Raw genomic sequence first — 18635 nt, forward strand, 5'->3', positions numbered from 1 at the left:
AAAGCCCGCCTCATCGGTAGAGACGGACTTCGTGCGGGACGGATGTTTACTTTACCTTTACGCGAAGCTGCGGCGAAGATGATGTTCCCGTTGCGATGCGCTGCGGCGCAGCCTGGATGCCCGCGGCTTTTTTCACCGAATCGGTCACCGTCTGGATGACTTCCCCGACGTCATGTGCCGATTCGAACAGCGGATCGATCGTCTGCATCTTCCCCTTAACGTCGCGGGTCACCTGATTGGCGTTCCGGATGAGCTGGGAAGCCTCCTGGGTCAAGCCATGGACGGCGTTGCGTACCTCGGCGAGCGTCTTGTTCGTCTCCCCGAGCGTCGTCATGCTCTTGCGGAGCGTTAAGATCAGATACACGGCTAGTCCGGCAAAAGCGATCGCGGCGACCGCGACGCTGATTTGAATGACCATATGCAGCACCCCCTCTCCTCCTTCACTGTATGTCCGAAGGGGACGGGACATTCCTTTGACGTCAGTTGGCGGCGCGGTTCCGGCCGGAGAAGAAGCTCCATATGCTTCTTCTCCGCGGCTTATTAACCTGGAAGCGAAGTTACACGGAAAAACCGCGCAAATGTGTGACGATAAGCGCATTTTGGCACTAACGCCGCAACTGAAACCCGCCGGACTGTGCCGATAAGCGCATTTGGGCATTAACGTCGCCTCCGCGCCGCCCGGAAAGGTGTCGATAAGCGCAAAAAGGCATTAACGCCCATCCTCCTCTACTCCGGACTGTGCCGATAGGAGCATATGGGCGCTAACGCCAGCTATGATAGTCCATTCTTGCAAAAGCGATTACGGCTTCTCCCCCCGGGTACGGGTTGGTCGTTCCGCAACCGGCTCGAGCCCGATCGCGAACTAATCCTGCGCTTGCGCCAAGTACATCCGCGCCTCGTACGGACGCAGCGTTCCGCGCTGCGGTTCGTCCGCATAGTTGGCGATCAGCAGACGCATGTCGCGAGACAAAGTCTCGGGCAGCTCGAACGTGACGTCCGCGCCGTAAAAGTTGCACAGCACGAGCAGCGTCTCGCCGTCTAGCTTGCGCGTATACGCGAATACGTCGCGATGCTCGGGCAGCAGCAGCTCGTAATCGCCGTAGACGAACACCTTGTGCGCCTTCCGAAGCGAGATCAGCTGCCGATAATGGTGGAAGATCGAGTCCGGATCGTCCCGCTGCGCGTCCGCGTTAATGTCCGCATAGTTCGGATTCACTCTGATCCAAGGTTCCCCCGCAGTAAAGCCCGCCTGTGGCGTCGCATCCCACTGCATCGGCGTGCGCGCATTGTCCCGCCCTTTCGCATAGATCGAAGCCATCACCTCTTCATGCGGGTAGCCCCGTCCGGTGCGCTCCTTATACAGATTGAGCAGCTCGATGTCTCTGTAATCCTCGATCGGATACCGCACGTTGGTCATGCCGAGCTCCTCGCCCTGGTACACGTACGGCGTCCCTTGCATGCCATGAAGCAGCGTGGCGAGCATCTTTGCGGACTGCACCCGATATGCCCCGTCGTTGCCCCATCGGGAGACGATGCGCGGCAGGTCGTGGTTGTTCCAGAACAGGCTGTTCCAGGCTTCGCCCTTCAGCTCCGTCTGCCACTTGGACAGCACCGCCTTGAGCCTCAGAAAATCGAGGGGCGCGAGGTCCCACTTGCTCCAGCCTTCCTTCTCGTCGAGGCCGATATGCTCGAACTGGAACACCATCGACAGCTCGCTGCCGTCCGGATTGCTGTACAGCTTCGCGATGTCCGGCGTCGCTCCCCATGTCTCCCCGACGGTGAGCAGGTCCGCTCGCCTGAATGTCCGCTCGCTAAGCTCGCGGATGTAATCGTGCAGCTTGGGCCCGTTGCCTGTGATCATGCGATCGGGCTCCTTGGCGATGAGGTCGATAACGTCCAGGCGGAAGCCGCCGACGCCCTTGTCGATCCACCAATTGATCATGTCGTAGATTTCTTCGCGAACGCGGGGATTCTCCCAGTTCAGATCCGGCTGCTTGACGGAAAATAAGTGCAGGTAATATTGGCCGAGTTCCGGCACCCATTCCCAGGCCGAACCGCCGAAGATGCTGCCCAGACCGTTGGGCGGCGATCCCGGCTCGCCGTCGCGCCATACGTAGTAGTCGTGATAAGGGTTGTCCCTGCTCTTTTTCGCTTCGACGAACCAGGGAAGCTCGTCGGAGGAATGGTTGAGCACGAGATCCATGACGATCTGGATTCCCCGCCGGCCAGCCTCCTCGATCAGCCGTTCCATGTCGGCGAGCGTGCCGAACATCGGATCGATGTCCCGATAATCCGAGATATCGTATCCGTTGTCGTCCTGCGGGGACTTGCACACCGGAGACAGCCATATTGCGCCGATGCCGAGCTCCGCCAGGTAATCGAGCCGCGAGATAATTCCCGGCAGGTCCCCGATGCCGTCGCCGTCGCTGTCCTGGAAGCTTCTCGGGTAAATCTGGTACACGACGGTTTCTTTCCACCACTTTTGCTGCTGCACGACGATTCGCCTCGATTCCTTTAAGCTGCACCGCTTCTCTTCGCAACCTATTTTACCCGTTTCCGGCCCCACCGTCTAAAATAGCCGCTTCCTGCCGGACACCCCGCGAGGTGCCAGGTCCTTCGCCAGGTCCTAGGCCAGCTCCTCCGCCAGACAGTCCGGGCGCGAGCATGCGGCACATTCCGTAGCCGACCAGGCCGCCGAGCGTATTCAGGATCAGATCGTCCACGTCGAAGCTACCCATCATGAAGACGATCTGCGCGCATTCCAGCGCCAGGCTCACTCCGAAGGCGCGAATGGCCGCGCCCCTCCAGCCGCAGCCCGCCAGCAGCGCGACGAATACGCCAAGCGGCACGAACAGCGCGATGTTGCCGAACAAATTGACGATATCGTAAGGCCTATCCAAACGCTCCAGATACATGGAGATCGATCTGAACGGCGTCAGGTTGGCGGCATGCCACCGGTACAGCATGTTGCCCGGCCGTTCGAGCGCGCCGATCAGCTGGCGTCCGAGAAAAAGAACGCTCACCTGGCCGAATTTGAATAGAATGATTTTAACCAGCACGTACAAATAGCAAATGAGCAGCATGGCTGCGCCAAATCGCATCGCGAGGGCAAGGCTTGCGGCAGGTCTGGTTGTCATGAAATTCGCTCCTATCTAGGTTTTGATCCCATCTTAACGTCCATTTTTAAATGAAATGGAAGGAACGGCTTTAAGTTTTTCTTAAATCGGGCGCTTTACAAATCATTGTCGGCATGTTACCTTATTTCTATAATTTTAGAAATTGCGATGAATAAGGCGGTGAGCAAGCCATGGTCCCGGACAACGAGGAAGTCAAGCAAGCGGTAAAGGTATACAAGGCACTCGGCGAACCGACCCGCATCAAGATCGCGATGCTGCTCACGGAGGAGCAGACGCTCTGCTGCTCCGACATTAACAGCAAGCTCGAATCGGTCGCAGGCTCCACGCTGTCCCATCATCTCAAGCAGCTGACGGAGAGCGGGCTGCTCCAGCTGCGCAAGGACGGCACTTACATTTATTACAGCGTCAACAAGGACGTCGCGCGTAAGTACGCGCCTTACCTGCTGGGTTAGCCGGCTTTCGGCATTCGCGGCAGGTCGTCTTTCGCTCTTTATTTCGATAAATTTAGAAATATAAAACTTTAAGGGAGCTGGGGAATATGAGTAATGCTTGGAAAATCTACATGCTCGCCATTGTAAGTTTCCTCGTCGGTACGTCTGAGTTCATCATCGCGGGTATTCTGGACCAAGTTGCCGCCGATATCGGCGTCTCGCTGGCGGCAGCGGGACAATTGATCACCGTATATTCGCTGGCGTATGCCTTCGGCACGCCCTTCCTGATGGCTGCGACGGCCAAGGTCGACCGCAAACGGCTCATGCTTTACTCGCTCGCCGTATTCGTCGTCGGCAACTTCGCCGCGCTTGCGTTTTCCGGCTACGGATTCCTGATCGTGTCCCGCGTCATTTTGGCGCTCAGCAGCGGCGTATTCGTCGTAACTTCGCTCACGGTCGCCGCCAAGCTCGCCCGGCCCGAAAAACAGGGCAGCGCGATCGCCACGCTCGTCATGGGCTTCAGCACCGCGCTGATCGTCGGCGTGCCGCTGGGCAGGCTTATCTCCTCTCTGTATAACTGGCAGCTCGTGTTCGGCGCTATCGGGCTCCTCGGTCTCCTCGGCATCGCGCTTGTCGCGTATACGGTGCCGAGGACGGAAAATGAACGCCATGTCCCGCTTCGCGAGCAGGTCCGTTTGGTGGCGAACCCGAAGATCGCCGTCGCGCTGCTCATTACGCTGTTTTGGATCGGCGGCTACTCCATTACGTACACGTACATCTCTCCGTTTCTGCTCGACATTACCGGCTTGAGCGAACGTGGCGTCAGCATCGGCCTGTTGGCGCTCGGCGTCGCGAGCCTCGTCGGCTCCAAGCTGGGCGGCTTCAGCACCGACAAGTGGGGCTATCGCCGTACGCTCGTCGGCGGCATGACGCTTCACGCGACCATCCTCGTCCTCATCTCGCTGCTGGCCCATTCGCCCGCTTTCGTCATTCCGCTGCTCATGCTTTGGGCGTTCGCAGCCTGGTCTTCGGGCCCGACGCAGCAATACCATCTCATCACACTCGCGCCGGAAGCCTCCAGCATCATGCTGAGCCTGAACAGCTCCGTGCTGCAGCTGGCGATGGCCGCCGGCGCGGGCATCGGCGGCGTCGTCGTCGAGCAGACCTCGCTCGCCGCGGTCAGTTGGATCGGCGCAGCGGGCGTCGCCGTCGCGGCACTCGTTGCAGCAGCGGCCTTCGGTTACTTCAGGCCCGCATCGGCAGCGCTGCGCCGGAAGGAAGCGGAGCTTGCGGCGAAGCTCGGCGCGCAGGATTTGAGCTAAGCTGACATACAGAGAAGCCGCGGCCCGGGGCCGCGGCTTTTTTTTGCGAATTCCATCTGCTAATTCCATTCCGTCACCCTTAGCCGCGTCACCTGCAGAAATCGTTTGTTACATGAACGCAAAACGATCGTGACAACCTTGGCATTCTTACGTTGGCAGAAAAGGAAGCTCGTGTTATCATGATACATATCGTATCATTTCCAAGGAGCGTCCGAGCATGTCCGTGAAGATCAGCGTAGCCGTACCTACGCATAAACGCGCGCATTATTTGAAAGAGACGCTGCTGTCCATATGCGCGCAAACCCGCATGCCCGACGAGATCGTCGTCAGCGAGGACGGCAGGGACGGGCCCACATTAGAGACCGTCAAGGAAATTCGGGCGATGTACCCGGCGGTAGCGATCAAGCATATCGCCAGCATTTCGGACGACGTGCGGATCGGCCAGCTTCAAAACCGGCAGCAGGCGTTCCGCGCCACCACCGGCGATTTCGTCGCAATGCTCGACGACGATGACGTGTGGGAGCCCGCGTTTTTAGAACTCGCCGAGGCGGCGCTGCTCTCGCATCCGGAATGCGGGTTCGTGTCGAGCAATCATTACTTCATGGACGACTCGGGGAGCAGGCTCGCCCAGCAGAGCAGGGACTTTGCCGCTTATTGCGGGAGAACCGCGATGAGCAGCCAGCCTTATGCGGATGTGCTGTCCCATACGCTGCGCAATAATGCTTGCGTATTTTCGCTGCAGTTCAGCCTCTTCAGAAAAGGCGCGCTCGAACGGGTCGGATTTTTTCAGCCGAGCGGCGGTCTGGTACCGGACTATATGCTGATGCTCGCGCTTGGCGCACGCGGGCTCAGCGGCTATTTTCTAACCGAGTATTTGGGTTCGTGCCGGGTCCACTCGGGACAGCAGACCGCGAAGCGGCTGGAAAACGTAAAGAGCAAATTCGAAGGACTCGCCTACATGATTCACGTATTCGGCGAGCGGCTGACCCCGGAGCAGCGGCGCTTGCTCGTGAAAAAATATCAGCAGACCGTGCTGGAATACGCAATCGCGCTGGCGCATGCCAGGCAGCGGTCGGCGGCTATGCAGATGATGACCCGTCCTTTAAATCGTTTCGGGTCGGCGCTGCCTTCTCCGAAGCGATTGGCCGTGCTCTTCGCGCTGCTGATCGGCGTTCGGAGGCTGCGTCACTAAGCGCATTTCATGCAAAAAGTCCGGGGATTAATCCCCCCGGACTTTTTGCTGCGCTCGCGATGCTGCGCCTGCAGGCTTAGCGACGCGTATTCGGCGTGCTGAACAGATCCTCGTTTTCTACGGCAGGGTGACCGGAGCGATCAAGCTCCGCTCGTTCCTTGCGCACGGTCTCGGACACATGCTCGGTATCCTGCACGACTCGCTTGCCGATCGAGATCTCCTCGGTCGCAACCGGCCGTTTGGTCACTTCTACGCGCTCCTCGCTGACCGGAATACGAATCGTCTCGTCTTTTCCGATCGCCGCGCCGTCCGTTGCTTCGTCATGGATCGCATGACGTTCGATGACGACCTCTTCGCGCTGAACGGGAACTTCGATCGTCTGCCGTTCCTCGATGACGTCCTTATGCACGGACACCTCGCCGGTGCGGACGCGCTCCTTGTCCACGTTCAGCCGCTCCTCGTGCAGTCTGAGCGTATCGGCATCCTGCGCGTCCACGTCGGATGAGGCCGACGATCCGGAAGCGGCGCTGACCAGATCGTCGCGCGGCTCTCCTTCAAGGCTCGAATAGGTATCCGCGTTCAGCGAGCCGTAGCGGCGGAAAATATCGTATACGCGACCTTGCCGAGTCGTGTCCGCGTCGATGATGACAAGCAGCTTGTGATCGTTGACATACTCGTTGTAGCGCTCCGCTTCTTCCTTCGGGATGCCGAGGCCGATCAAGCCGCCTACGAGACCGCCTGCGCCCGCGCCGACCGCCGCGCCGGAGAGCGTCGCCGCGATCGGGCCGGCCGCCAGCAGCGGTCCGATCCCCGGCACGGCCAGCAGGCCGAGACCCGCGAGCAGCCCCGTCACGCCGCCAATCACGCCGCCCGTGGCGGCGCCGGTCGCGATGCCTTGAGGCGCCTTGGTGCCCGTCTCCTCATGAATGTCCTTAAGTTCCTTTTTATTTTTGCTGACGACCGAGATTTCGTCCGAACTGTAGCCGAGCGCCTTCAAGTCCTCGATCGCAGAGATCACCGCTTGCTCCGAATCAAAAACGCCTACGACATGCCGATTTTCACTGTGTCTCAGTTGATTTGTCATAATCCTCAGCCTCCTGATCGGTAAAGTTGTGTTTTGTTTGTTCACAACCTCTATTTAACCGTTAGGCGGCATTATAAAATTAAAAAGGCAGGTTTAAAATGAGAGGCAGATGAACTTTTCTTAACGCAAATTTCTGTTTCGAATTAAATGATCTCGGCGATTGGCGTAATTTAGCTGAGCTTCATTACGTTATCCCCTTCACCGACGCCAGCCAGGAAGTCTTTAATCGTCCGATCCAGCTTTTCTTTTTCAGACCCGCGAATGTTGTGACCGCTCTTAGTGAAATTCTCGATTCGCAAGTTACTGAAATGAAGCCTGTATGGCAGCAGCTCCTCGTCGGAAATCAGCGAATCCTCCAGCAATCCTCTCATAACAAGCACGGGCTTCTCGAACGAAAATGTAATTTCACAGGCGGTGGAGTCCTTTTGAATGCCATGAACGGCCTCCGCGCGAATATTTGTCGATAAGCGGTTCGTGGGGATTAAATATTCGTCGATGTAGGATCGGGGCCACTCCGCGGTCATCGCCTTATGCTCAGCAGGGTAATCCTGGACGATTATTGAAGCGATTCGGTGGGGATGGCGCCTGGCATATGCCAACGCATAGGAGACGCCGCGCGAATAGCCATAAAGGTGGAACTTAGTCAGTTGGAGCTGCTGTACCACAGACTCGATATCCGCCACGTGGTCCTGCAGATCGTAGCCTGAGAGCGGCGTATCGCTGCGGCCTCTCCCGCGAAAGGAAAGAACGATGACTCTTCTTGGCAGCATCTCGGCTATGAAATCTTCGTATTCTTCGGCCGTTTCAGAGAGCCCCGGACAAACGAAGACAGGCACCAACGATGCATCCGATTCCTGGAGAGTATCCAGATAGTGAATACGAAGGCCGTTTAAATCTGAAGTCGCCGAGATGCGTTGCATGGAGGTCCTCCTAATCTTCTTCCTACGCGAGACGGACTTCCTCACTTTTTAAATAGCTCATCGATCGGAGAATGCATGCTTTTAAAACTTCAAGATTCATGTCGGCCACCTTATTGACGTATACGCAGCCCTTCCCGGCCGTGTGCTTGCCCAACTGGTTTAACAGTATGACTCGATCGTTTTCGTTCATCGATAGATATAGACTGATCTTCGCTTTTCTAGGCGAAAAGCTGGCGAGCGGCGCGTCTCCTTCGTGTCCGGACGCATACTTATAATGATAGGAGCCAAATCCGATAATGCTCGGTCCCCACATCTTTGCTTCTAAACCGGTCGTTTCCGTATAAATATCCAGCATTCTGTAGGCGTCTTCCCGCTTTTTGGGGTTATCTATGCTTTCGATAAACGCGCTGACGCTTGCATCAGTTTCTTTCGTTTTAAGTTCGTACATGGATAGGTACACCTCTACGTCGAGAATATGATTAGCGTTAGATCACTTTTATGCATTCAACTCGATTACCAAAAGGATCCCTGAATTCAAAGCGCTCAAATCCTTCAATCGGCACCGACTCCAAAATTTCGATTCCGTTTTCCTTTAATATCGCTTCGATGGCGCTTAAGTCCTCCACTTCGTAGGCCAGATGCGCCTTGGTCAAAAGACGGTCAACGCCGTCTTCCGTTCCGATGTGCAGCTGCTGATCGCCGACCTCGACCCAGAAACCGCCTCTGCCGAGCAGCGATTCCGGTTTTGGAGTTTCCTTCAGCTTTAACACGCCGCAATAAAATGCTTTGGCCTGGTCTTCTTGGCCTTTAGGAATTGTGATTTGCGCATGGTGAAAACGTGTAATCATGAAATTCCCTCCTCTTTTCATTGCAGTTGTTTTCTCATATTTGGATTAACCCACAGATGGCTCTTCCTTGTAGTGCTTAATGTCGCCGTGCAACATAATTTCTGCGTTATTGTTTTCGATAACGATTTTGCATAAAGAAGCCGGGTGAATATAAGGCAGGTTCCACAATTCCTGTAAGGGGCGTTTTTCAAAATAAGCCATAATTAATTTTACGACCACGGTATGCGTTACGATTAAAATGGAACGCCCTTCGTTGATGTGCACAATCTCATTTAGCTTTTGAATCGCGCGGCACTGAACATCTTCAAATCTTTCGCTTCCAAGGACATAAAATTGCGCAGGATCGTTCCAGAAATAATGGAGTTGTTCGGGATCGTTAGCATTCAGCTCAGACTGAGTTTTGCCCTCCCAAGCTCCCAAACTGATTTCTTTGAAATCATCGCAATCGGTAATGTGCAACTCTCTTTTTCCCATTACAATCTCAGCCGTCCTGCGCGCCCGCCTGCTGGAGCTTGAATAGGCAGCGTCGATTGGTTCTTGTCGAAGAGCTTCCTCCAACCATTCAGCTTGGCTGATTCCTAACTTCGTCAACGGAGAGTCCTGATGGCCTTGCATTCTCTGTTCCACATTCCACTCGGTCTGTCCGTGCCTCACTAGATAAATGATGGTTTTAGATAGCATCTAGATCAACCTCCAATCTACAAGTTATACTGTCTTATTATTTCTTTAATCGCCTCATTCTTGACTCCGTCCCATACAAAGCTTAATCCAAATGTCCCTTCTTTAAAATACAAGGGGAATCTTCTTTTAAACCAATCCTGCATAGGCAGATCTAGCGCCTTCTTATTGTTTATAGTGGCAAGATAGTTTAATGTCACTTCGTTTTTCGACCGTCTTGTATTCCATGAAATTACAGATTCTCATTGAAGTGCCGTGCACGGTGTCTTCCATTTGCGATACCGTTTTTCGCTGCAAAGCTTCAGCTTCATCTGAAGTGAAATTGCTTGTTTCTATGACCTTAACATTCATATCTTCAAGTTTTTTCTTCCTTAGTTCATTGATGACCTTATATATTTTTTCTTTAAATTGTACGCTTTCAGCGTCCTCGCTCAAAATCGTTAATGTAATTGCTGTTTTTTCCGGTTCAAAATCGTCATTCTCTTTATCTTCGATGTGATTTGAATAAGAGATATCTAAAACAATATCTTTTCCAGTTATGATTCCTTCTAAGAAAGCCCCCCATTTCTTCAAAGTATAATCGTCATTTGGCATGTTCCCGTCGTTTTGAGGAACAACTGCATTAAAATACTCCTTTGTATTTAAGGCCTCGATTCGGCAATAAAGGCGCTTCCCGCCAGACGGCCCAAAACTTTGGTAGGACGTTACCTGGAACTTTTCTGAATACTTCGTTTCAAGAGAAGCAATCATTGCTTTCAAGGCATCCTTTTTTGAAGGCGTACTAATCAAGCCCCTAAGGTTAATCCACATGATTACAAACATCGCCAACATAAAGACGGTTACCGAAAATATGAAAACTGTTGCCAATTGTTTTTTAATGGTCAATTCGTCACTTCCGTTCGCATGGCGACCTCGCAAATTACTTAACGACAGTACCAAATGAAATTTTCATATTTGGTGAATAGGTTAGCCACGAGCTTATGCTAAACGCTTTTGAAAGCAGCAGCTCAGCTTCATATTGGATCTTAGCTTCGTCAGCCATTAAACCGCGTTGCGTGAGCTGGTCTAATGTTTTCTCCCTATCTCCCGGCGAATGTCCAATTCCTTCAGCTCTTAAAGCGTTGAAAAGTTCTTCATTTATAGCCTGATCGACCGTCGGGGCCAAGAAATTCACTTTGTCGCTCACTCTGCATTCAATGTTTTTTAATCCCAGTTGACTTAATAATGCCGGAACACGAATTCCGATATTCCCGTCCTTGCCATCTTGCTCACAGTCTTTTTCAAATAGCTTTTGCAATATCCCTAATGGAATCACGTTCGATTGTTCCAGCCCTTCAAATCGATAGTTAGCCATGTTGGCAATCCAATGGGGTTCAAAGCATATGACCTTTCCAAGATGGCGGACGCTTCGTATCATCTTCTTAAGCGATATTCGATCTGATTATCCCATTCATATTCGGACATGATCGTACTCCACTCCTTGGTTTCTACGCGAAATGCCTAAATCTCCATTATGGAATATCCAAATGCATTAATGATCTTTGTACGATTATAGTGATGGATCCTTTCATTTCTCCCGTAGTTTAAGTGCTGGTGTCCATGCAATAGCAGCTTGGGACGATACGCATCCATAAAATCTCTAAAACAGACAAAGCCTTTGTGGCATAAGTCCTCCCCATCTCCAAGCTTGTACACCGGAGCGTGCGTAATCAAAATATCGATGCCTTTATGAAGCCACAGACGGGGTTTTAATTTGGAGAGTCTCCACTTCATTTGCCTTTCGGAATATTGATGGTCGCCAGCACTGTATTTATGACTTCCTCCGAGTCCAAGGAATCGCAAGCCTTTGTAAGTAACAATCTTATCCTCAATGCACTGACAGCCCTCAGGAGGATTCACTTTATAATCAGAATCATGATTGCCATGAACGTAAAATAAAGGAGCATGGATCACACTCACCAGGAACGATAAATATTCCGCCTTCAAATCGCCGCAAGAAATAACTAATTCAATATCTTTAAATTTTGTCGCATCGAAATAATCCCATAAATATTTCGATTCTTCGTCGGAGACAACTAATATTTTCATTAATCCTCCTCCAGAAGTTTTTATCGCGCATAAAATAAATATACCACTACACCTAAATATTGGTAGTGGCATTATAACTTCAAATATTTTTTTCATCCGTAAATTCAATACAAAAGGGTTGGGCTGTAGGATTCATTAAATCCAAAATATCCCGTTCTCATCCACCGCTTTTAGTTGCGTTTCAAAGTTCGTATCAGGTTCAATGTCATCGATAAAATGCCATTTGTTTCTGCTGTCCTGCCAGTAAACTTTCCAATGGCTATCCTCAAATCTGAATTGCGCAATCGGAAATTCTACACGTTCGCCCGGCATATAAGAAGGTTTCTCTTGCGATAAGGTAACCGTATTGCCTCTGAACTTATGTTTAATTTGAATTTCATGCTTCAAGTGATGAGGAATCTTCTTATCCTTATAATTGATAAGTATTTTTTCGATCCGTTTTTTAGTAAATGAATCCAACATGTGCGTGCTCCTTATTCTCAAATGCTAGCATGGATATGTCATATGTATTGTAATAAATTTATTTGCTCCGATGCTATTCAATTTCATATCCTCTTCGCCCTTATAAACATTAGCGTATGCCACCACTTCTTGCGTAGCGTCGTCGATAATAACGGTCGGCTCAAATCTATCCTCTACTAAACTCAATATTTGCTCTGGCGTCAGCGGGAAAACAAATCTGGGACTTACATAAAATAATTCCTCTTCTGATTGAGGAAACGTGCAAATCGTATCCAGATCTCTGCTTTCAAGGACTCTTTGAACGTACATCCTCCGCCTCCCCACCCTCATTTTTACTCAGCTGCTACATGAATTGCTTCATGATCCCCTTCGCTTCTTGCCGCGACTTTACAATAATGATTCTCTTATTATCTTTAAAATGCATGATTTGGTCCAGTACACTTGTCCTGCTTCGTTGCTTATAATTCCAAACCCACTTAAAGAACACCCAATCAAGCTTTTCGGGGCATCCTTCATTGAGATCGGGTCTCGTTTTTCCGTGAAATTTAATTCTTCGTTTGATAATTCGATATACACACAACCATGTAGGCATATCTAAAAAAATAACCGTATCGGCGCGTTTCAACCTCAAATTCAAAGTTCTCGAATAATTGCCGTCCATAATCCACTGCTCTTGGTCGGCCGCCTTTATGACGAATTGATCCCATTCCTCATTCGGAGTTGGAATCCAGTTAGGCTTCCAGTAATGCCGGTCCAGATGAATGATGGGCAAATTTAATTGTTCACCGAGTCGTTGAGAAAGGGTAGACTTCCCCGAACCGGCGGACCCGATAATTAATATTCTTTCCATAAGTTTCTCCTGTTTGAAAATTGACGGAGGCTACTTAGCGCCGTTGAGCCTATCGAACTCTTCCTTTACGCCTTGCATTTGGACGAGATGACGTTTGGCATGCTGGCATAGAAAATAAATGTATTGATAAACATCGATTTTCCCAAGATTATTGACTGTCATCGTAGTCTTATACAAAACACCTTCGCCACCAAGTATTTCTTTGAGAATTGCTCTGCACTCATTTATTTGCGCTTCCAGGAGGTCTTTAATTTCTGCTATCGTTTTCTCGCCTCGCGGCTCCATATGCTCCGGTCGTATCCATTCAAAGGATTTGTGCTTCGCAATTTCGTCGAGTTCCCCTAGATTATAATGATAATTTAAAAGCGCTTGGTCCAAGTTTGCTTTTAATGCAAGCTCCTTAGCCTTACTCTTTCCTTTTCGAATCAAGATTAACAGAAAGTGACTTGTTAATGTAACATGCTCTAAAATTTGCTCCAAGCTCCAACCTGTTCGAGGCGTATAACGAAGTACATCAGAATTTAGATCAAACCAAGGAGCGTAATCCTTCAACGTTTGTTGAAGCTCTTCGTCTATGAATTTTATTGTCTGCTGCACTGTTATAAGCTGTTCTCTTGCCTGGACTAGCCATGAGTGTACTAGCTTCAATTTTGATCTTTGTTCCCAAATAGAATCCAGATATATAAGCACGCCCTTATCGAGATGTCGATTATAAACCTGCTCTCTAATTTCTAACAAGTACGCATGGTCACCTGGCAGCTCCCATGAAATTTTGTCCGAAATAAATAACACCTTGTCCAACAATGCGGCATCGGGTTTTAGCGTCGTGTGACATTCGATTGCTGACAAAATATCTTTATCCGTAATATTGAAAATGGCTTCTGCCATGGCTCGCGAAAGTTTCTGATGCAAAATCCGCTCGTACTTCAGCTCTTCCTCTAAAATGTCGATTGAAAGCTGCTTCGCAGTCTCTAGCATGCTGCTTACCGGGATTACATTGCTTATATCATGCAATAAACCTGCTTGCTCAGCCTTCGCAGGATCGACATCATAAAGTCCTGCCACCTTTCGAGCTTCCGCCGCGACCTTTAATGTATGTTGAAGGGTCTCGCCATCGTTATGCAGCTTAAAAAATGCTTCAATGTCCCTCATCAAGTCCCCGGACAACGAGATTTCATAGGCTTTAAGCGCTAGATTCATTATTTTCACCTCTACCGTTAGCTTCAAAAAAAGGCAGCAAGGTCCTATGACTGATGCCCAATGATCCAGTCCTCTATATCAGCACTTTAAATGTAACTAAGTTATTGATTATCCCCATCTCTCGATGCTTGGATAAATTAATCCACTTAATGTCCCGGGAATAACTAAGAATAGAAACATCCATTTAAAATCATAGGACAAAAGACAAACAATAAATATTCCCGCTAAAAAACTAAGTCCTCCCAACAAAATAGACGAGTATAGAACGTTTCCTTTTATATTTATCTTCCTAAGCAGAAATTCTTTAAGATAAGATAAGGGCAGTAAAATCAAAATATTGTAGATCCACATTACTCCTGTTATTCCTAAAGTCGTCATCAAATAGATCCCTAGATTTGAAGCCTTGAACTCTATAGAAAAAAATACAAAAATAGCGATAACCAATGAACAAAAAAACGATGCAGTCAAACAGCTCGTCACTTTATCATTAAACTTGTCCATAAGCCTTCTCGTGCTTGATCATTAAGTTTTGCTCCCCGTCGGTACAGATTACCGCATCCGTTTGCGCTTATATATTTTCCAAACGTAGATCCCCGCTGCGGTCACGAGCACGATGGCCGATATATATAAGAAGAGATTCAAAGACGGATCTCCCTCGCCGTTGCCGTCAGCCAGAGAGGCGCCCTCGATTTCCGCTTTGCCAAGCTGCGCGATTGCATCGTCCGCCTTGATTAGCGGGATATTGCCACTGCAAAGACTGGTCCGCAGCTGCTTGTGCTCATCCTGATAGGCGAATACAAGATAAGTATGATTTCTTTTGAAGCCGGTACCGCATGACGAAGCGTCTCCGTCAATACTCTGAATCGTGACTCTTTTAGTCGCTACGCCTTTCCACGCCCGCTCGACTTTAAAGGAGTATTGCCTCGTTTCCCTGGCGGTAAAAAAGCTCGAGAACCCTTTATGAGCCACTTTGCCCACAAAAACGGCAGAAGCGTCTTGCAGCTTTTGCGGAATGCTGGAATCTACGCAGCTGCATGCGAAGGCTCTGGATGGCGGAAACGAAACGAGTCCTGCAAAAACGAAAATCGCCAGCATGAAAACGGTAACGAAACGGCGCATCATAAACCTCCATTCGCGGCAGCACGCCCGAGCATCCGATACGTTCGTACCCAGCCGCCGAGTTGTGATGTTACCTCCGTTATATCATAAATAACAGATTCAGGAAAACCAAATGAACCGGTCGGGCAGCCTCGCTTTCGATAATCCTCACTTCTGGAACAAACCTCATAGTTTCTTTTTCTTTAGTTCGATTATGTAAGCATGTGGAATTTCATCTATCTGATATTGTGTTCTAAAAATCATTCCGTGACCTGCAATGATGACATATTCGAAATTTAAGTATCTATTCATAACACTTTCTATCCTTGTCTTCATCATTAAACTTGATTCCCATAATCGGGTTTCTCCTTCAGGGTATATTCCTTTATGTTTATCGAAGTCATCTCCAAGTTCTTTTAACTGTTCTAGCGTGTCAAATTGAAATGACAAATCAGGTTGCCATTCCCTCAAATCAAATTCAACTTGCACTTCTATATTCAATTGTTTAGAAAGAATGGCTGCTGTTTGAAGTGCCCGGGTATAGGGTGAGGATAAAATGATTTGTGCCTTTTTTAATCGGTCATCTTTAGAGGCTTCATAAACTTGCTGAATACCATTTGGAGTCAGTGGAACAAGATCTCTTCCATGCCCTTTTAACTTGTACTTCTCATTAATATCCCACTGGGGCTCCCCATGACGGATAAGAAAAAATATGGTCAATTGAACCCTTCTTTCGTTGTTTTATATGTTTTCGAGGAATTGCCGATAACGTTTCCGGATTCACGGCGCGAGAGGCTTAAGGTCACGAAGTGAACGGAGCCGACCGGACTTAGCCTGGCAAGTGTGTTCGATTATTCTTCCATTTAGCTCTACATATTAATTATAAATCCAGTCTTTTTGCCTTTAATGAATCCAGCATTTTCATAAAATCTATGTACTTCTTTCCTATGAGAACCAGTTAAAAGCATTACTTTATAGCAATTCATTTCTTTTGCCATTTCTTTAGCTTTTTCTAATACCGTAAACCCAAATCCCATTCTTCTATAATCTATATGCGTAATAACATTTTCAATCAAAGCGTACGGTCTTGCACTTCTAGTCAAATTCTTAATTATAACTAGGACACATGATGCCACAAGTTTCCCGTCATGCTTTACTACAATGATTTTCATACTCTGATCTTCTAAAATATTTTGCCAATGATCGTACAGGCTCTGGTCTATTTCCAGCACAGGATCTGCTGATTGTAAAAACTTATAAAGTAATAAAAGATCTTTTAATTCGCCTTCCCGGATTAATCTGCATACTGTCATTTCAATACACCTGCTTTCCATACAAGATATCGGCTGTTTCATCTAATATTTCCGTATCACGACGTGAGGGTTTTAAGGGCTGCAGGTTCGGCTAGGGCCTGTGCAGTGAATCTCGCAGGTGTGTCCGCCCAATTCCGTTTCATCGAATTCCATCTGGCGGACCGTGGAGCCTTTGGCTCCGAAGCGTACATACATTGTTATGAGAAGTCGGCGAATTCCTAATACACGTTCAACTATTCATTCATCATTTTATTGATGCTATGCATTTCAATTCGATCTTTCTCTTCCCTAAGATCTATGTATTCATGTTCGTTTACTATAATTAGCAATTTATTTTCTAAAAATCTTAAAACCCGCTTTGCTTCTTGGTTAATTTTCTCTCTATATTTTTGCATTTCAATAGGATCTTGATTTATGGCCTCTCTATATTCATCTGATGTAGTAACATACGCAAAAGCTATATATCTTAAAAAAAAGTATCCATCACAGTAATCATCATCATCATATATAGTGTCTAAAATTCCTAAGTACTCTTTAGAATTTACAATTAATTCGTTTAAGCTTGTTTCAATTCTTTCTTGTTCATAGAATCCGATGTTTTCTAAAAGATGTTTGATCTGTTCTTTGGTATCCTCGTAGGCGTATTTGTTTTTATAGTCTCGAGCGATAAATTGATAGTATTCATGCTCCCCAAAGATATCTTCAAGCTCTTGGTGGGTGTAAAACCATTGTTCAATCTCAAACAAAGTAACTTTGTCTTTGAGAAATTGATATAAGTATCTGTGAGCTGCGATTTTATCAAGCATTCTAGTACACCAACTTTGTATAGTCATTCGCCAACTTGTCATAACGTTACTGTATTCACGACGCCGTGAGGCTCAAGGCAGCAAAGCTGCCGGGGCCGTCAAGACTTAACCTAGAAGGTGTGTCCGCCTGAACCTGCTTCCCGAATTCCATCTTGCGGACCGAGGAGCCGCTGGCACCAAAGCGTGAATGCTTTGCTAGGTAAAATTCTATCTCTTCTTCGATTTTGCCCACAAAAAAATCTGCAATCGTTATTGCAGACGTAGTAGTTCAAGGTTGTATAAATCTATATTAAATTTCCCAGTCATTAAAATATCTAAACCTAATAGCCCATTAATATTGTGATATTTAAATGAAGTAAAATCCAATTCAACATTCGTTAAACTGTAATCTCCAATCTCAATTGATTGAATGGTTTTAATAAAAGCGTGCTCTTCTCCGCCGATCCCGTAGCTTGCAACAAAATGATCATCTTTTGTTACTCGTATTCCAAGGTCATCGACTTCATCTTGGGAAATCAGCGTATGGCTTGCACCTGTATCAATTACAATATTCTTAACGGTCTTACTTCGTCCATTAAATGTGATTTTTAATTCTGTAAAAAGGAGGCCATCTCTCAACTCAATCTTCATAGATATTTCCTCAATCCAATGTTCTTGCGGATCTTAACTATAATTTGATCTTTCGAAGTATGATAAACGAGAGTCCTGTTCTTACTATTCAATAATTCCTTTGTCGCATCATCATCTTTGACAGGTCCGATTAAAGCAATTTCGTCGATAATCTCATTATTGTCTTGCTCATATGAATGCAAAATTTCAAATTTAACAAATTGGTCCGGATAAATACTTTGAACTTCGTTCCACTTCACGTTGGATACCTCCAAACGTTTTCTTCTATTTTAACATTTATTGTTTCTAAAATCTTAGATAGAATCTCACCTAACGTTCCCGTATTCACGACGCCGAGAGGCTAAGTTCAAGAAGTGATCGGGTCCGACAGGACTCAACCTCGCAGGTATGTCACCTAATTCCACTTTCCCGAATTCCATCTGGCGGACGGGTCTGATAGCCTCGAAGCGTGAATACACAGTCATTAGAAATAATGGATTTTGTTTTGATCTTTGAATGCGTTGAGTTGTCCCATAACTAATTATTCTATTCAACTCATTCCTCCTGCTTTCAGTATTTCGATGAATTCATCATGCT

Annotated in this window: 24 protein-coding genes; 3 read left to right on the forward strand and 21 right to left on the reverse strand. The window is 48.2% G+C overall.

Going from position 1 to position 18635, the window contains the following annotated elements:
- Window positions 1-46 precede the first annotated feature (46 nt).
- From KB449_RS18170 to KB449_RS18180, 3 genes are all read right to left on the reverse strand, one after another.
- Window positions 47-418 (reverse strand): DUF948 domain-containing protein, encoded by a 372-nt coding sequence (locus KB449_RS18170; RefSeq protein ID WP_282912848.1) that lies wholly within the window; start codon window positions 416-418, stop codon window positions 47-49.
- A gap of 444 nt (window positions 419-862) precedes the next feature.
- Window positions 863-2494, reverse strand: coding sequence for a glycoside hydrolase family 13 protein (locus tag KB449_RS18175; protein WP_282909718.1), 1632 nt, complete (start codon window positions 2492-2494; stop codon window positions 863-865).
- Between the two features lie 52 nt (window positions 2495-2546).
- Complete coding sequence (locus KB449_RS18180) at window positions 2547-3137, reverse strand: VanZ family protein (RefSeq protein ID WP_282909719.1); 591 nt, start codon at window positions 3135-3137, stop codon at window positions 2547-2549.
- A gap of 170 nt (window positions 3138-3307) precedes the next feature.
- On the opposite strand from KB449_RS18180, the gene KB449_RS18185 reads away from it, so the two are divergent.
- The 3 genes from KB449_RS18185 (at window position 3308) to KB449_RS18195 (ending at window position 6082) form a co-directional block, all read left to right on the forward strand.
- A complete protein-coding gene (locus KB449_RS18185) occupies window positions 3308-3589 on the forward strand; it encodes an ArsR/SmtB family transcription factor (protein ID WP_282909720.1) in 282 nt (93 codons plus the stop codon).
- Window positions 3590-3675: 86 nt separating this feature from the next.
- On the forward strand, window positions 3676-4890 hold the full coding sequence (locus tag KB449_RS18190) for an MFS transporter (RefSeq protein WP_282909721.1): 1215 nt from the start codon (window positions 3676-3678) through the stop codon (window positions 4888-4890).
- Between the two features lie 217 nt (window positions 4891-5107).
- Window positions 5108-6082, forward strand: coding sequence for a glycosyltransferase family 2 protein (locus KB449_RS18195; protein ID WP_282909722.1), 975 nt, complete (start codon window positions 5108-5110; stop codon window positions 6080-6082).
- A gap of 76 nt (window positions 6083-6158) precedes the next feature.
- On the opposite strand, the gene KB449_RS36720 is transcribed toward KB449_RS18195, so the two are convergent.
- From KB449_RS36720 to KB449_RS18285, 18 genes are all read right to left on the reverse strand, one after another.
- Window positions 6159-7166 carry a YsnF/AvaK domain-containing protein gene (locus KB449_RS36720; protein ID WP_282909723.1) on the reverse strand — a complete coding sequence of 336 codons (1008 nt, stop codon included), beginning with the start codon at window positions 7164-7166 and terminating at the stop codon, window positions 6159-6161.
- A 170-nt stretch (window positions 7167-7336) separates the two neighbouring features.
- Window positions 7337-8086, reverse strand: coding sequence for an alpha/beta fold hydrolase (locus tag KB449_RS18205; protein WP_282909724.1), 750 nt, complete (start codon window positions 8084-8086; stop codon window positions 7337-7339).
- Window positions 8087-8108: 22 nt separating this feature from the next.
- A complete protein-coding gene (locus tag KB449_RS18210) occupies window positions 8109-8534 on the reverse strand; it encodes a DUF1801 domain-containing protein (protein ID WP_282909725.1) in 426 nt (141 codons plus the stop codon).
- A 37-nt stretch (window positions 8535-8571) separates the two neighbouring features.
- Window positions 8572-8934: a VOC family protein gene (locus tag KB449_RS18215; protein WP_282909726.1), complete on the reverse strand. Its 363-nt coding sequence runs from the start codon at window positions 8932-8934 to the stop codon at window positions 8572-8574.
- A 45-nt stretch (window positions 8935-8979) separates the two neighbouring features.
- Entirely contained in the window at window positions 8980-9615 is a 636-nt protein-coding gene (locus tag KB449_RS18220) for a histidine phosphatase family protein (RefSeq protein WP_282909727.1), read from the reverse strand.
- Window positions 9616-9777: 162 nt separating this feature from the next.
- The gene (locus KB449_RS18225; RefSeq protein ID WP_282909728.1) at window positions 9778-10497 is read right to left on the reverse strand and encodes a hypothetical protein; all 720 of its coding nucleotides are present in this window, start codon (window positions 10495-10497) and stop codon (window positions 9778-9780) included.
- Between the two features lie 34 nt (window positions 10498-10531).
- Window positions 10532-10966, reverse strand: coding sequence for a hypothetical protein (locus tag KB449_RS18230; RefSeq protein WP_282909729.1), 435 nt, complete (start codon window positions 10964-10966; stop codon window positions 10532-10534).
- A gap of 146 nt (window positions 10967-11112) precedes the next feature.
- A complete protein-coding gene (locus KB449_RS18235) occupies window positions 11113-11700 on the reverse strand; it encodes a metallophosphoesterase family protein (protein ID WP_282909730.1) in 588 nt (195 codons plus the stop codon).
- Window positions 11701-11835: 135 nt separating this feature from the next.
- The gene (locus tag KB449_RS18240; RefSeq protein ID WP_282909731.1) at window positions 11836-12162 is read right to left on the reverse strand and encodes a DUF3024 domain-containing protein; all 327 of its coding nucleotides are present in this window, start codon (window positions 12160-12162) and stop codon (window positions 11836-11838) included.
- A 24-nt stretch (window positions 12163-12186) separates the two neighbouring features.
- Window positions 12187-12471 (reverse strand): hypothetical protein, encoded by a 285-nt coding sequence (locus KB449_RS18245; protein WP_282909732.1) that lies wholly within the window; start codon window positions 12469-12471, stop codon window positions 12187-12189.
- A gap of 34 nt (window positions 12472-12505) precedes the next feature.
- Window positions 12506-13012 (reverse strand): DNA topology modulation protein, encoded by a 507-nt coding sequence (locus KB449_RS18250; RefSeq protein WP_282909733.1) that lies wholly within the window; start codon window positions 13010-13012, stop codon window positions 12506-12508.
- 30 nt (window positions 13013-13042) lie between these two features.
- Window positions 13043-14212 (reverse strand): bis(5'-nucleosyl)-tetraphosphatase (symmetrical) YqeK, encoded by a 1170-nt coding sequence (gene yqeK, locus KB449_RS18255; protein ID WP_282909734.1) that lies wholly within the window; start codon window positions 14210-14212, stop codon window positions 13043-13045.
- A gap of 549 nt (window positions 14213-14761) precedes the next feature.
- Window positions 14762-15331, reverse strand: a complete 570-nt coding sequence (locus tag KB449_RS18260; protein ID WP_282909735.1) for a hypothetical protein — start codon at window positions 15329-15331, stop codon at window positions 14762-14764.
- A gap of 165 nt (window positions 15332-15496) precedes the next feature.
- Window positions 15497-16030 carry a histidine phosphatase family protein gene (locus KB449_RS18265; protein WP_282909736.1) on the reverse strand — a complete coding sequence of 178 codons (534 nt, stop codon included), beginning with the start codon at window positions 16028-16030 and terminating at the stop codon, window positions 15497-15499.
- A gap of 149 nt (window positions 16031-16179) precedes the next feature.
- Complete coding sequence (locus tag KB449_RS18270) at window positions 16180-16665, reverse strand: GNAT family N-acetyltransferase (protein ID WP_282909737.1); 486 nt, start codon at window positions 16663-16665, stop codon at window positions 16180-16182.
- Window positions 16666-16856: 191 nt separating this feature from the next.
- Window positions 16857-17429: a hypothetical protein gene (locus KB449_RS18275; RefSeq protein ID WP_282909738.1), complete on the reverse strand. Its 573-nt coding sequence runs from the start codon at window positions 17427-17429 to the stop codon at window positions 16857-16859.
- A 249-nt stretch (window positions 17430-17678) separates the two neighbouring features.
- Window positions 17679-18059 carry a retropepsin-like aspartic protease gene (locus KB449_RS18280; RefSeq protein ID WP_282909739.1) on the reverse strand — a complete coding sequence of 127 codons (381 nt, stop codon included), beginning with the start codon at window positions 18057-18059 and terminating at the stop codon, window positions 17679-17681.
- Complete coding sequence (locus KB449_RS18285; RefSeq protein ID WP_282909740.1) at window positions 18056-18298, reverse strand: hypothetical protein; 243 nt, start codon at window positions 18296-18298, stop codon at window positions 18056-18058. The genes KB449_RS18280 and KB449_RS18285 overlap by 4 nt, the downstream gene beginning before the upstream one ends.
- Between the last annotated feature and the right edge of the window lie 337 nt (window positions 18299-18635).

The sequence above is a fragment of the Cohnella hashimotonis genome (assembly GCF_030014955.1).
GTDB classification, from domain to species: domain Bacteria; phylum Bacillota; class Bacilli; order Paenibacillales; family Paenibacillaceae; genus Cohnella; species Cohnella hashimotonis.

Bases quoted from the DNA above. Each gene is read 5' to 3' on its own strand.
- yqeK (WP_282909734.1), bottom strand. From the start codon at position 14,212: ATGAATCTAGCGCTTAAAGCCTATGAAATCTCGTTGTCCGGGGACTTG.
- KB449_RS18275 (WP_282909738.1), bottom strand. From the start codon at position 17,429: ATGCTTGATAAAATCGCAGCTCACAGATACTTATATCAATTTCTCAAA.
- KB449_RS18250 (WP_282909733.1), bottom strand. From the start codon at position 13,012: ATGGAAAGAATATTAATTATCGGGTCCGCCGGTTCGGGGAAGTCTACC.
- KB449_RS18190 (WP_282909721.1), top strand. From the start codon at position 3,676: ATGAGTAATGCTTGGAAAATCTACATGCTCGCCATTGTAAGTTTCCTC.
- KB449_RS18180 (WP_282909719.1), bottom strand. From the start codon at position 3,137: ATGACAACCAGACCTGCCGCAAGCCTTGCCCTCGCGATGCGATTTGGC.
- KB449_RS18205 (WP_282909724.1), bottom strand. From the start codon at position 8,086: ATGCAACGCATCTCGGCGACTTCAGATTTAAACGGCCTTCGTATTCAC.
- KB449_RS18245 (WP_282909732.1), bottom strand. From the start codon at position 12,471: ATGTACGTTCAAAGAGTCCTTGAAAGCAGAGATCTGGATACGATTTGC.
- KB449_RS18240 (WP_282909731.1), bottom strand. From the start codon at position 12,162: ATGTTGGATTCATTTACTAAAAAACGGATCGAAAAAATACTTATCAAT.
- KB449_RS18260 (WP_282909735.1), bottom strand. From the start codon at position 15,331: ATGCGCCGTTTCGTTACCGTTTTCATGCTGGCGATTTTCGTTTTTGCA.
- KB449_RS18270 (WP_282909737.1), bottom strand. From the start codon at position 16,665: ATGAAACAGCCGATATCTTGTATGGAAAGCAGGTGTATTGAAATGACA.
- KB449_RS18280 (WP_282909739.1), bottom strand. From the start codon at position 18,059: ATGAAGATTGAGTTGAGAGATGGCCTCCTTTTTACAGAATTAAAAATC.
- KB449_RS18235 (WP_282909730.1), bottom strand. From the start codon at position 11,700: ATGAAAATATTAGTTGTCTCCGACGAAGAATCGAAATATTTATGGGAT.
- KB449_RS18230 (WP_282909729.1), bottom strand. From the start codon at position 10,966: ATGGCTAACTATCGATTTGAAGGGCTGGAACAATCGAACGTGATTCCA.
- KB449_RS18195 (WP_282909722.1), top strand. From the start codon at position 5,108: ATGTCCGTGAAGATCAGCGTAGCCGTACCTACGCATAAACGCGCGCAT.
- KB449_RS18215 (WP_282909726.1), bottom strand. From the start codon at position 8,934: ATGATTACACGTTTTCACCATGCGCAAATCACAATTCCTAAAGGCCAA.
- KB449_RS36720 (WP_282909723.1), bottom strand. From the start codon at position 7,166: ATGACAAATCAACTGAGACACAGTGAAAATCGGCATGTCGTAGGCGTT.
- KB449_RS18185 (WP_282909720.1), top strand. From the start codon at position 3,308: ATGGTCCCGGACAACGAGGAAGTCAAGCAAGCGGTAAAGGTATACAAG.
- KB449_RS18210 (WP_282909725.1), bottom strand. From the start codon at position 8,534: ATGTACGAACTTAAAACGAAAGAAACTGATGCAAGCGTCAGCGCGTTT.
- KB449_RS18170 (WP_282912848.1), bottom strand. From the start codon at position 418: ATGGTCATTCAAATCAGCGTCGCGGTCGCCGCGATCGCTTTTGCCGGA.
- KB449_RS18220 (WP_282909727.1), bottom strand. From the start codon at position 9,615: ATGCTATCTAAAACCATCATTTATCTAGTGAGGCACGGACAGACCGAG.